Origin of the sequence: Streptomyces sp. NPDC059499 (assembly GCF_042749285.1) — a bacterium.
In the GTDB taxonomy this organism is placed as follows: Bacteria; Actinomycetota; Actinomycetes; order Streptomycetales; family Streptomycetaceae; genus Streptomyces.
In genome coordinates this window covers 54,594-66,828 of record NZ_JBHYTT010000021.1, presented here as the reverse complement: position 1 = coordinate 66,828, position 12,235 = coordinate 54,594, and the positions used below count along the sequence as shown (strand labels likewise).

The 12,235-nt window shown below is 69.9% G+C and carries 12 protein-coding genes; 5 read left to right on the top strand and 7 right to left on the bottom strand.

What is annotated here, in order from left to right; translation table 11 throughout:
- Positions 1-65: 65 nt before the first annotated feature.
- On the bottom strand, positions 66-2,222 hold the full coding sequence (gene glgX / locus ACFW9O_RS33165) for a glycogen debranching protein GlgX (RefSeq protein WP_384614515.1): 2,157 nt from the start codon (positions 2,220-2,222) through the stop codon (positions 66-68).
- A gap of 383 nt (positions 2,223-2,605) precedes the next feature.
- On the opposite strand from glgX, the gene ACFW9O_RS33160 reads away from it, so the two are divergent.
- Both ACFW9O_RS33160 and ACFW9O_RS33155 read left to right on the top strand, forming a co-directional pair.
- Positions 2,606-3,838, top strand: coding sequence for an SAV2148 family HEPN domain-containing protein (locus ACFW9O_RS33160; protein ID WP_384614513.1), 1,233 nt, complete (start codon positions 2,606-2,608; stop codon positions 3,836-3,838).
- A gap of 78 nt (positions 3,839-3,916) precedes the next feature.
- On the top strand, positions 3,917-4,630 hold the full coding sequence (locus ACFW9O_RS33155) for a 3'-5' exonuclease (RefSeq protein ID WP_384614511.1): 714 nt from the start codon (positions 3,917-3,919) through the stop codon (positions 4,628-4,630).
- 81 nt (positions 4,631-4,711) lie between these two features.
- On the opposite strand, the gene ACFW9O_RS33150 is transcribed toward ACFW9O_RS33155, so the two are convergent.
- From ACFW9O_RS33150 to ACFW9O_RS33125, 6 genes are all read right to left on the bottom strand, one after another.
- On the bottom strand, positions 4,712-5,068 hold the full coding sequence (locus ACFW9O_RS33150) for a DUF4333 domain-containing protein (protein WP_351173687.1): 357 nt from the start codon (positions 5,066-5,068) through the stop codon (positions 4,712-4,714).
- Between the two features lie 98 nt (positions 5,069-5,166).
- Positions 5,167-5,679 carry a hypothetical protein gene (locus ACFW9O_RS33145; protein ID WP_384614510.1) on the bottom strand — a complete coding sequence of 171 codons (513 nt, stop codon included), beginning with the start codon at positions 5,677-5,679 and terminating at the stop codon, positions 5,167-5,169.
- 61 nt (positions 5,680-5,740) lie between these two features.
- The gene (locus ACFW9O_RS33140) at positions 5,741-6,238 is read right to left on the bottom strand and encodes a hypothetical protein (RefSeq protein ID WP_384614508.1); all 498 of its coding nucleotides are present in this window, start codon (positions 6,236-6,238) and stop codon (positions 5,741-5,743) included.
- Positions 6,239-6,296: 58 nt separating this feature from the next.
- On the bottom strand, positions 6,297-7,628 hold the full coding sequence (locus ACFW9O_RS33135; RefSeq protein ID WP_384614506.1) for a hypothetical protein: 1,332 nt from the start codon (positions 7,626-7,628) through the stop codon (positions 6,297-6,299).
- 10 nt (positions 7,629-7,638) lie between these two features.
- The gene (locus ACFW9O_RS33130; protein WP_351173699.1) at positions 7,639-8,046 is read right to left on the bottom strand and encodes a hypothetical protein; all 408 of its coding nucleotides are present in this window, start codon (positions 8,044-8,046) and stop codon (positions 7,639-7,641) included.
- Positions 8,047-8,143: 97 nt separating this feature from the next.
- Positions 8,144-9,010 carry a phosphotransferase enzyme family protein gene (locus ACFW9O_RS33125; protein ID WP_384614504.1) on the bottom strand — a complete coding sequence of 289 codons (867 nt, stop codon included), beginning with the start codon at positions 9,008-9,010 and terminating at the stop codon, positions 8,144-8,146.
- Positions 9,011-9,135: 125 nt separating this feature from the next.
- On the opposite strand from ACFW9O_RS33125, the gene ACFW9O_RS33120 reads away from it, so the two are divergent.
- The 3 genes from ACFW9O_RS33120 to ACFW9O_RS33110 are packed head-to-tail and all read left to right on the top strand — an operon-like array spanning position 9,136 to position 12,220.
- A complete protein-coding gene (locus tag ACFW9O_RS33120) occupies positions 9,136-10,083 on the top strand; it encodes a sugar ABC transporter permease (protein WP_351173705.1) in 948 nt (315 codons plus the stop codon).
- Entirely contained in the window at positions 10,080-10,919 is an 840-nt protein-coding gene (locus tag ACFW9O_RS33115; RefSeq protein ID WP_384614502.1) for a carbohydrate ABC transporter permease, read from the top strand. Before ACFW9O_RS33120 ends, ACFW9O_RS33115 begins: the two co-directional genes overlap by 4 nt.
- On the top strand, positions 10,919-12,220 hold the full coding sequence (locus ACFW9O_RS33110) for an ABC transporter substrate-binding protein (protein WP_384614500.1): 1,302 nt from the start codon (positions 10,919-10,921) through the stop codon (positions 12,218-12,220). Before ACFW9O_RS33115 ends, ACFW9O_RS33110 begins: the two co-directional genes overlap by 1 nt.
- Positions 12,221-12,235: the final 15 nt, after the last annotated feature.

Here is a 12,235-nt window from a genome sequence, read left to right as displayed (position 1 = left end):
TGTCACTCGACCACGTACCAGGGCTCCACCGGCGGCGCCCGGGTCGCCCCGGGCACACCATTGGCCTACGCCGGACGCTTGAGCACCGTCAGGCTGCGCCCGATGAGCGTCACCCGGTCACCCGCGGACACCTTGGGACCCGCACCCGGTGCCACTCCGTCCGGGACGCCTGTGTCCACGACGACCTGCCACTGCCTCCCGTGGTTCATCGGAACGGCGAATTCCAGGGTGTCGGCGCCCGCGTTGAACATCAGCAGGAACGAGTCGTCGGAGATCCGCTCGCCGCGCGGCCCCGGCTCCGAGATCGCACGACCGTTCAGGAAGACGGTCATGGCCTTGGCGTGCGCGGCCTGCCAGTCCCGCTGCGTCATCTCCTCACCCCTGGGGGTGAACCAGGCGATGTCCGACAGCTCGTCGTGCGTGCCCTCCACCGGACGGCCGTGGAAGAAGCGCCTGCGTCTGAAGACCGGGTGGTCCCGGCGCAGCCAGACCATGGACCGGGTGAACTCCAGCAGACTCGTGTCCGTGCCGCCGGTGGCCGCGCCGTCGCCGTCCTGCGCGACCGCGGCGGCCGGATCGGGCCAGTGGACCCACGAGAGCTCGTTGTCCTGGCAGTACGCGTTGTTGTTGCCCCGCTGGGTGCGGGCGAACTCGTCGCCGTGGCTCAGCATCGGGACGCCCTGGGAGAGCATCAGCGTGGCGATGAAGTTGCGCATCTGACGGCTGCGCAGCTCCTGGACCTCCTTGTCCTCGGTCTCGCCCTCCGCACCGCAGTTCCAGGAGCGGTTGTGGCTCTCGCCGTCCCGGTTCCCCTCGCCGTTCGCGTCGTTGCGCTTGTCGTTGTACGAGACCAGGTCGTTCAGCGTGAAGCCGTCGTGGCAGGTGGTGAAGTTGATGGAGGCCAGAGGACGTCTGCCGTCGTCCTGGTACAGGTCGGAAGACCCGGTGAGCCGCCCGGCGAACTCCGCGAGCGTCCGGGGCTCGCCCCGCCACAGGTCCCGCACCGTGTCGCGGTACTTGCCGTTCCACTCGGTCCACAGCGGCGGGAAGTTGCCCACCTGGTAGCCGCCCTCGCCCACGTCCCACGGCTCGGCGATCAGCTTCACCTGGCTGACCACCGGATCCTGCTGCACCAGGTCGAAGAACGACGACAGCCGGTCCACCTCGTGGAACTGGCGTGCCAGTGTCGCGGCGAGATCGAAGCGGAAGCCGTCCACGTGCATCTCGGTCACCCAGTACCGCAGGGAGTCCATGATCAGCTGCAGGACGTGCGGAGACCGCATCAGCAGCGAGTTCCCGGTGCCCGTGGTGTCCATGTAGTACCGCTGGTCGTCCGCCAGCCGGTAGTACGAGGCGTTGTCCAGACCCCGGAACGAGAGCGTCGGCCCCAGATGGCTGCCTTCGGCGGTGTGGTTGTAGACGACATCGAGGATCACCTCGATGCCGGCCTGGTGGAGCGCCCGCACGGCCTGCTTGAACTCGAGCACCTGCTCGCCGCGGTCGCCCCAGGAGGCGTACGCGTTGTGCGGGGCGAAGAACCCGATGGTGTTGTAGCCCCAGTAGTTGGCGAGTCCCGCGTCGGCGAGACGGTGGTCCTGGACGAACTGGTGCACCGGCATCAGCTCGATCGCCGTGACGCCGAGCTCGGTGAGGTGGGCGATGATCTCCGGGTGGGCGAGCCCGGCGTAGGTGCCGCGCAGCTCCTCGGGCAGGCCCGGGTGGAGCATCGTCAGGCCCTTCACATGGGCCTCGTAGATCACCGTGCGGTGGTAGTCGGTACGGGGGCGGCGGTCGTCGCCCCAGTCGAAGTACGGGTTCACCACCACGGAGCTCATGGTGTGCGGCGCGGAGTCCAGGTCGTTGCGCGCGTCGGGCCTGCCGAAGGGGTAGCCGTACACCGCCTCGCCCCACTTGATCTGCCCGGAGATCGCACGCGCGTACGGATCGAGGAGCAGCTTCGCCGAATTGCAGCGCTGCCCGCGCTGCGGCTCGTACGGGCCGTGCACCCGGAAGCCGTACCGCTGACCCGGCATCACTCCGGGCAGGTAGGCGTGACGGACGAAGGCATCGGTCTCGCGGAGCTCCACCGCCGTTTCTGAACCGTCGTCGTGCAGCAGGCACAACTCGATTCGGTCGGCGGCCTCCGAGAAGACCGCGAAGTTGGTCCCGGCGCCGTCGTACGTGGCACCGAGGGGGTACGCCTGTCCCGGCCAGACCTGCATAGATATGACTCTTCCACTTCTGATCCGGGTGCTGCGGGCTTATTGACCCGAATACTCCCCGAAAGAAGTGCGCCTACCTAGTACGTCGACCGGTGCGGCCGGGTCCGGTCGGCTCGCGCCCCGCCGGACCGGTCAACTTCGGACACTTCGGTGTCGCCCGTACAGGGACCGCGGGTAACAGGCAGGGGCACCCGTCCGGTATGCGGCATGCGCGGGGGTGCCTAACCCCTATGAATCGCCTCACTCCACCCGATCCTGCCGAAAGGAACAAGCCTGTGCCATAGGGGAGTTGAGTGAGGAGCCTGTGCATCCGGCTGCACCGGCTCCCGGTCCCGGAGTACCCTTCCTTGATCGTTGGTGGGGGAGTGGAAGGCGGTACGCGGGTGAGCTCGGGCGGGTTCGAGCTGCCTCCAGGTGACGCAGGTCACGAGGGGGAATCGACCGATGCCCCGCCGGGGGCGGTGTCCCTGGCGCAGCCCATGGAGATCGGTGCGGAACTGGACTGGGGCGCGGACGCCTGGAACGAGGTGCGCACACGGGCGCAGCGCGCTGGGCGGGCGTACATCTGGCTGAATCTGGTGGAACAGCGGCTGCGTGCCGTGGTCGCCGCCGTGATCCGGCCGATCTACGAGCCGGTGCACGGCGAGGACTGGGTGGTGGCCGCGGCGGGACCCGCCGGGCAGGAGTGGGTGCAGCGCGCCGTCGCGGTCCGCGAGGTCTCGCGCCGCAAGGGGTACCTGCTCGACCCGGCCGACGACAACGTCCTGAGCTTCCTCACGCTGCCGCAGCTCCGTGAGCTGATGGTCCAGCACTGGCCGTGCTTCGAGCCGTACTTCGACGACCGCCGTGAGGTGGAGCTCGCTCTGGACGAGCTGGAGGTGGCGCGCAACGTCGTCTCCCGCAACCGGGCGCTGAACGAGGCGGTCCTCGCCCAGGCCGAGCGGGCCTCCGCCCGGCTCCTGGAGATCCTCGGCAGCGGCGCGGCGGTCCCGTCCGCCGACCGGCTGCCCGTGGACGCGGTCGAGGAGCTGGTCGGCGACCGGTACGCCGACGTCGTCTCCGTCCACCCGGACCGGGTGCGGCTCCAGCGTCAGCTGCCCGCAGAGGACCTGTTCGGCGGAGCACGCCGGCTGGACGCGATCGGCATAGGGCTCAACCTGCTCGTGCAGAACTTCTCCGGGCGCCGGCTGGTCCGCCTCGCCGAGTCGGGCTGCCGGGTCCGGCTGCTGTTCATCAACCCGGCGAGCAGCGCGGTCAAGCGCAGGGAGCGGGAACTGGGCCTCAAGAAGGGCGAGCTGAGCCGCTCCGTGGAGATGAACATCCTCCACATGCGCCGGGTCCGCTCCAAGCTCCGCGACCCGGGCGCCTTCCAGATCCATGTCTTCGACGAGACCCCGCGCTTCACGGCCTACCTGGTGGACGGCGACGGGCCGGACGCCGTGGGGGTCATCCAGCCGTACCTGCGGCGCGCACGCGGCATGGAGGCACCCGTGCTGGTGCTGCGGGGCGGCGGGCGTGCGGTCGTCCGGGCGGGGCAGGACAACGAGCACGGCCTCTTCGAGACGTACCGCGAGGAGTTCGAGTCGGTGTGGACGGACTCCAGGCCGGTCTCCTGACGCTCCACCCGCGTTGTCAGTGGTGCGTGCGAAGGTGGTCGTCACTTGGGGGAAAGCACCACAGAAGGAGGTACGGGAGTGAGCTGGATCAGCGGCCCGTTGATGTCGTTCGACCTGGAGACCACGGGGACGGACGTCGAGACCGACCGGATCGTGACGGCGGCGGTCGTCCGGCTGGAGGCGGACGGATCCATCTCGGAGGAGCGGACCTGGCTGCTGAATCCCGGTGTGGCCATACCCGAGCAGGCATCGGCCATTCACGGCATCTCGACGGAGCGCGCCCGCGAGTACGGGCTGCCGGCCGCCTCCGCGGTCGAGGAGATCACCCGCGCGGTCGCCGACGGGCTGCGCTCGGGGACGCCGCTGGTGGTGATGAACGCGCGCTACGACCTGTCCCTGCTGGACCGTGAATGCCTGCGGTACGGGATCGAGTCGGTCAGCGAGCGGCTGGGCGACGCGCCTTCGCCCGTCATCGATCCGTTGGTGATCGACAAGCACGTCGACAAGTACCGGAAGGGGAAGCGGGCCCTCCACGCGCTGTGTGCCCACTACGGGGTGTCGCTCGACGACGCGCACGACGCGCGGGCGGACGCCGTGGCCGCCGCCCGCGTGGTGCGACGCATGGGGGAGAAGCACGAGCCGGTCGGAGTGATGCCGCTGGAGGACCTGCACGGCCTTCAGGTGCACGCGGCGGCCGAGCAGTCGCTCTCCCTGCAGGCCTATCTGCGGCGCACCGCGGATCCGGCGGCGGTCGTCGAACCGGCCTGGCCGCTCATCCCCCGGATGCGATGACCCGTGCGGTCACCGCCGTCCGGGAGAGAGCCTGTTCGCGCGTGCGGACGACCCGACGCCGTGGCCGGGGAGGACCGGAGATCAGTTCGTGGCCGGGGAAGCGGTGTCGTCGGCCTTGATGTCGAAGTTGATCTGGTCTCCCTCGACCGAGGTGACCTTGACCGACACGCCCAGCGTGCTGCCGTCCTTCGCCGTGAGGGTGCAGCGGGTGGTGGTGCCGACCTTCCCGGCGAGGTCCTCGGGACAGGTGATGTCCGGCTTCGGCTGACCCGTCGTACTGGCGAGCTTCTCGGCGACGGTGTCGGCCAGCTTGTCCGAGGACAGCTTCGGGTCGGAGCTTCCGACGCTGACCGACCCCGAGCAGCCGACGAGCAGCACGCCGGCTGCCGCGGCGGAGAGACTCCACGTCGCTGCTGTGGTCAAGCGGGCTATGGGCATGGGGAGTCCATTTCCGGGTGATCAAGAGAGGAAGATGCCGGAATCATACGCGGCACCGTACTGCCGGGAGGCTGCCGGCGACGCCGGCACCCGCACACTCAGAGCTTGCCGAAGATCACGCCGCGCCAGGTCCAGCCCGATTCGACGGCGGTGTTCCGCAGGGGGCCGGTCAGCTGCGCGCTGTCGAAGCTGAAGGTCTCCGTCGCTTCGAGGCGGCCGTTCTCACCCCGTTGGAGCGACCACCGGCGGGAGACGGTCCTGCCCGCGCCGCGCCCGTACTCCGCCGAGGTCTGGAGCCGCGGAGGATTCCCGACGCGGGTGACCTCCCACTGCTCCTCGATGGCACGCACCTCGGGGACGTCCTCGGCCAGGCGCATCCGGATCCGGATGGCGTGCGTCAGCTGGGACCCGATGAAGAAGGTCTGCCAGGCGGGCTCGGAGAGCCGCCACTCCGCCACCAGATCGGCGTCGTGCGCTGCGCCGTCGCTGATGACGAAGGGGGCATCGGGCCGGTTGAGACCGAGCAGGGCCGTCCGCAACTCCTCGGCCGATCGTGGCACGACCCCGTCCTCGGGGCGCTTGGTTCCGGTCAGCATGTCGAAGAATCCCATGAGGTCAACCTATGAGGGGTCGGATTGCGGGTGCAAGGAGGGGCCGTCCCGGTGGGACGACCTAGGAGGCCGCGTCGGTGTCGGGGCGGACCGTGCGCACGAAGTCCCGGAAGTCCTCCACGACGTCGCGGTGCTGGGACGCGGTGACCGTCAGGATCAGACGGATGACCGCGCGCTTGTTCGGGTCCGTGACGTCCAGCAGGGACAGGTAGACCTGCGACTGCACGAGGTTGCGGAGCGAGCCGCCGGCGACGGCCGAGACGGCCAGGGTCTGGGTGAGGCCGGGAGCGTCCTCGGAACCGACCTCGCGGCGTTCCACGACCTCGACCGAGGCGGCGGACCGGCGCAGGTTCTCCACCGATTCGTCGGCGATCTCGGGGAGCGTCGCCTCGTCCGGGCGGAACTCGCCGTCGATCGTGATGTTCGCGGTGAATCCCTCGTCGGGATGCGGGTGCAGCGCGACGAACGCCGAACCCGTCGCTCCCACTCCGTCCGGCGGTGTGGCGCGCCAGCCGTCGGGCAGTTCGAACGCGATCTGTACGGGCAGGGTGGTGGTCATCCCGGTCTCTCCTTACGGCAACGGTGTGCTTACGGCAGCGGGTCCGCGGTTGCGAGTGTCAGAACAGGCTGCCGATTCCGTCGCCTACCCAGTTCGCGGCGTCTCCCACGGCCCCGGCCGCATCGCCCACGGTATCGACGACCTTCCCCGGGTCGACGGTGAACTCGAAGCCCACGGCGCCACCGAGGCCGGGGGATATGCCCACCTTCGGGCCGAAGTGCCACACGCCGTTGGCGTCCTTGCTGGCGTTCAGACTGGCTTCCGCGCCGGGACCTGCCCAGCCCTCGGCCGTGACACCCGCGCCGATTCCACCGATGTCCGCGCCAGCGCCGACGCTGCCCTTCGCGCCGGCGAAGGCTTCGGCGCCCACCTGTATGCCGTCCAGACCCGCTTGCGCGCTGACCCCGGCCTCGGCGCCGGCCATGGCCTCCGCCCGCGCGTACACGCCGACGGGGCCGGCGTCGGCGGTGCCGTTGGCCGAAGCCTCGCCGCCCGCGAAGGCCATGGCCTCGGCCTGGGCCCCCTCATTGGTGACGCCGGCGGCCGCCGAGGCCTTGGCGCCCGCATAGGCTTCGGCCTCTCCGGCCAGCTTGAACGGACCGTTGGTGAGCGTTCCCTCGGCCTTGGCGCGGCCCAGGTCGGCGTGCGCCTCCGCCTCGGCCAGCTTGCCCTTCCCGATGTTCGGACCGCTGGCGTCCGTCCCGACTCCCGGTCCAGAGGCCTCGGTCTCGCCCTCGGCGACCCATCCGTCCTTCTTTTCGGGCTTGGGGTCGGGCTTACCGGCCTTCGCCAGATCGCCCTCGGCCTGCGTGTTGAACCCGCCGATCCCGATACCGTCGAACGAGACATCGCTCGTCGCGCGGGACAGTGCCCGCTTCACGCTCTGGTCGGCGGCGTCGACGGCCTTGACCGCCTTGGCTATCTCGTCGGTCCAGCCCTGCGCCTTCACCCGGGCATCGGCCAGCAGCCGGCCGTGATCGGGGTCGTGGTTGAAGGCGAACCGCTCCTGAGTGGAGAGGTTGTCGTACCCGACGTAGGTCGCCTTGCCGGAGCTGTCGACCTTGTATTCCTTCTTCTCGGCCTCTTCGACCAGGTCCTTGACCGCCTTCTGCAGGCGGGTCAGCTCGGTCTGCGCATCCGTGATGAGGCTGGCTATCGCCAGCGCCTCCGTCTTCGCGGCCCCGAACTCGAAGGCCGTGGCCGCGGCGTTGTTCTGCTGGGCACCGAAGGCCTGGCCCTGCCAGTTCCCGTTGGCCAGCACGCCTTGCACGTTCTGCTCGTAATCGGTCTTCAGCTCACCGAAGCGCTCGCCCATCTTCTTCCACGCCCCGGACACGTCCGCGAGGGAGGACAGGTCGGCCGTCACCACGTCCTGGTAGTTCAGCGTCATGGTGTGCCCGTCACATCCCGTCGAAACTGCTGGGGAGGCGTATGGAGTTCGCCTGCGCGCCGGTGGCGAGGTCCTGGTTGTGCAGGATGTTCTTCGCGCCCTTCAGCCCGTTCAGCTCCTGCTGCAACCGGCCCATCAGCCGGTTCGCCTGCCCCTGCCAGGCGCCCAGTGCGTCGGAGACACCCTGGTCCGCGGCCCAGCCGGAGAGGCCCTTCAGTCCGGTGTCCTGCTTGATGAGAGGGCTCGGGGGAGCCGCTGACGGGGCGAGGAAGGGCGTCCGCACCGCTCCGCCGCCGGCTGCCATGCGGCCGGCCGCCTGGGTGTCGGGCATCAGGTGCTCTTCCATGTACGTCGCCGCGCGCTTCTTGTCGCTCGCCGAGCTCGCGAGCTTCTGCTCGCCGCCTTCTCCGGTTCCCATGGGCAACCCCCGTTGCAATCGCACCTGTTCGGCCTTCCGGCCAAGAGGCATAGTACGGAAGGATCACCTGACGCCGGACCGGCACCCCCGGGTTCTCTCAGAAGGGGTACCAGCGGACCTCGGGATCGTCCTCGCGCAAGGACTCCACCCGGCGCCGGAATTCCGCCAGTGCCTTCGGGTTGGCCGGGGCGTGCTGGGAGACCCACGCGCAACTGGCCGTCTCGCGGGCGCCGCGCAGGACCGCACAGCCCTCCCAGGTGCGGACGTCCCAGCCGTAGGCCTCGGTGAACGCGTCGTAGGACGCCGCAGGCAGGCCGTACCGGTCGCGGGAGAGCGCGAGGACCACCAGGTCGTGCTCGCGAAGATCGGCGGAGAAGGTCTCCAGATCGACCAGCACCGGCCCGTCGGGGCCGACATGGACGTTGCGGGGGAGCGCGTCGCCGTGGATGGGGCCAGGCGTCAGGTGCGGGGCAAGTGCCGCGGCGGCCTTCGCGAAGCCGTCGCGCCGGCCGCGCAGATAGTCGGCGTCGGCCGGGTCGATCGCCTCGCCCGCGAGCCGCAGCCAGCGTTCGACCCCGCCGAGCAGCTCCCGGCGCGGCAGTGTGAAGCCGTCCGGGGCGGGCAGGGCGTGCACCCGCGCGAGCAGGGGGGCCAGATCCTGTGGCTCGGTCGGGCGCACGGCGTCGGGGAGCCGGTGCCACAGCGTGACCGGGTGGCCCATGGCCATGCGTACGCCGGGTTCCGCTGCCCGTACGGCAGGTACCCCCGAGGCGGCGAGCCACTGGGCGACGGCCGTCTCGCGCTCGGCGCGCTCCCGTAGTTCCGGGTGCAGCGTGGCATCCCGGCCGACCTTGGCCACCAGGTCGTCCACGGCGAACACCGCGTTCTCGCCCAGCGCGAGCAGCTCCGCGCCGCCGGGCAGCCCGGCGGCGGTCAGTACCTCACGCGCACGCAATTCGTCCATGGCCCGATTTTCGCATCCGTGCAGGCCACCTTGACGAACGGACGGCCCGTCAGCACGATGACGGAGGCCGCCCGATCGGCCATACGGGTACGAAACCGATCCAATGATGGGAAGGGGTCGTATTCATGACATCGGCGACCGCAGTGACGCGGTCCGGGCGCGGAGCTCCACGGAACGGACGGGGCGAACGGGGTAAACGGGGTGAACGGGACAGGGCTTCCTGGTTCCTGGTGCTGCCCGCGCTGATACCGATCCTGATCCTCAGCGTCGGACCCCTTCTGTACGGGATCGCACTGGCCTTCACCGACGCCCAGTCCGGCCGCACCCGCTCCACGCAGTGGATCGGCGGACTCAACTTCCAGGACCTGCTGCACGACACCCTCTTCTGGGACTCCTTCCGGATCGGTCTGCTGTGGGCCGTCGGCGTCACGGTCCCGCAGTTCGTGCTCGCGCTCGGCCTCGCCCTGCTCCTCAGCGCGAACCTGCGGATGCGCTGGCTGGCCAGGGCGCTGGCGATCATCCCCTGGGCGATGCCCGAGGTCGTCGTGGGCATGATGTGGCGCCTCGTCTACAACCCCGACGCGGGCATCCTCAACGAGACCATCCGCGACCTCGGCCTCGGCGACGGCAGGGACTGGCTCACCGGGCTCGCGACCGCCCTGCCCGCGGTGATCGTCGTGGGCATCTGGGCGGGCATGCCGCAGACCACCGTCGCGCTGCTGGCCGGACTGCAGAACACCCCGCACGAACTCCACGAGGCCGCGGCGCTCGACGGCGCGGGGGCCTGGCGCCGGTTCCGTACCGTCACCTGGCCCGCGCTCAAGCCGGTGGCGCTCGCGATCACCGCGCTGAACTTCATCTGGAACTTCAACTCCTTCGCCCTGGTCTACGTGCTGACCAGCGGAGGTCCGGGAGGGCGAACCCGGCTTCCCATGCTCTTCGCCTACGAAGAGGCGTTCCGCTACGGACAGTTCGGGTATGCCGCGGCGATGGGCTGTGTGATGGTCGCGGTGATCTCCGTGATCCTCGCGTTCTATCTCGTCGGCCGGCTCAGGGGAGGGGACGACGCATGAGTCTGCGCACCGGCCGAACCGCACGGGCGGGGCAGTACGCCGCTCTCCTGTGCTACCTCGTGTTCCTGGCGTTCCCCTTCCTCTGGCTGATCTCCACCGCGTTCAAGCCCGCCCGCGAGCTGGGGTCGCTGCATCCCACGTGGATTCCGGAGGCCCCGACGCTGGACAACTTCCGGCAGGCCTTCGACGAGCAGCCGCTTCTCTCCGCCGCCGCCAACTCGCTTGTCACCGCGCTCTCGGCGGCCGTCATCGCGGTCGTCATCGCCACACCCATGGCGTACGTGATGGCCCGCCACCGGGGCAGGCTCTCCACCGCCGCCACCGGATGGGTCGTGGTCAGCCAGGCGTTCCCGTTCGTGCTGGTGATCATTCCGCTCTTCCTGGTGCTCAAGAACCTGCATCTGATCAACTCGCTGGGGGGGCTGGTCATGGTCTACGTGGTGTGGTCGCTGCCCTTCGCGCTCTGGATGCTGGCCGGATACGTGCGGGCCGTGCCGCCCGAACTGGAGGAGGCCGCCGCCGTCGACGGGGCGGGCAAGGTGCGCATACTCGTCTCGGTCACCGCCCCGCTGCTGGCACCCGGAATCGTCGCCACCGCACTCTTCGCGTTCATCACCGCATGGAACGAGTTCTTCTTCGCTCTCGTCCTGCTCAAGACACCGGAGAAGCAGACCTTGCCGGTCGTACTCACCCACTTCCTCGGCGCGGAGGGCGCGGCCGACCTCGGGCCGCTGGCCGCCGCCGCGTTCCTCGCCACCCTCCCCTCCCTCGTCCTCTTCGCGGTCATCCAGAAGCGGATCACGGGCGGACTCACGGCCGGGGCGGTGAAGAACTGATGCGCGCATCCACCGTGACGAGGGCGGCCGCCGCTGTGGCCACCGCGCTGGTACTCCTGCTCAGCGGCTGTTCGGGCGACGGCGGCGGCCGGGACGCCGACGGCACGATCCGGCTGAGCTTCCAGTCGCTGGCCTGGCAGAAGGAGTCCGTCGACGCCAACAAGCAGCTGGTCCGGGAGTGGAACGCGACCCACCCCGGCATCCAGGTGGACTACGTCCAGGGGAGCTGGGACAACGTCCACGACCAGCTGCTCACCTCCTTCGAGGGCGGGGAGGCGCCGGACATCATCCATGACGCCTCCGACGACCTCGCGGACTTCGCGTACGGCGGCTACCTCGCCGATCTGCGCACCCTCCTGCCGGAGCGGCTGGCCGCGGACATCCCGCGGCAGTCCTGGCGGACCACCACCTTCGGCGACGGTGTCTACGGGGTGCCGTTCCTCCAGGAACCCAGGGTCCTGATCGCCAACACCGAGATCCTCGAGTCGTCGGGCGTACGGATCCCGACCCCCGAGAAGCCGTGGAGCTGGCCGGAGTTCCGGCAGATCACCGGGAAGCTGACGGAGAAGGGGAGGTACGGAGTCGCCTGGCCCCTCAAGGAGCCGGTCTCCGTCACCCTCAACCTCGGCCTCTCCGCCGGGGGACAGCTCTTCCACCGCGGGGCGGACGGCAAGGTGGCCATCCGCTTCGAGGACGGCGACCAGGTCATGGCCGGCACGGTCCGGGCCCAGGTCGACACCGACCGCAGCGCCGCCCGCACCGCGCTCGGCATGAGCGGCTCGGACACCCTCCCCGGGTTCTTCGGCGGCAGGTACGCCATGGTGCCGCTCGGGTTCTCGTACCGTCAGCAGGTCGTCGAGCAGGCCCCGGAGGGCTTCGAGTGGACGGTCCTGCCCGCCCCGGCCGGCAGTGAAGGGCTCGCCCAGGGCGTGAGCCCGCAGACGCTCTCGGTGGCGCAGGACAGCGACCACAAGAAGGAGGCCGTGCAGTTCATCGACTTCCTGCTGCGCCCGCAGAACATGGTGCGCCTCGCACGGGGCGACTGGATGCTGCCGACCGGCACGAAGGCCCTGGCCGACCCCGCGCTGCACACCGCCGAGAACGGCTGGGCGACCGGCACGGCACTCGCCCGCGCGCTGCGCCCCGCCCCCGCGCAGTCGGTGCGCGGCTACCCCGAATGGAAGGACAAGGTCGCCACACCCGCACTCCAGGAGTACTACAGCGGGGCGATCGACACCGAGGAGCTGAAGGAACGCCTGGTCGAGGACGGGAATCGGGTGCTGGCCCGGTACCAGCGCTGAAGCGGGCCGCTCCAC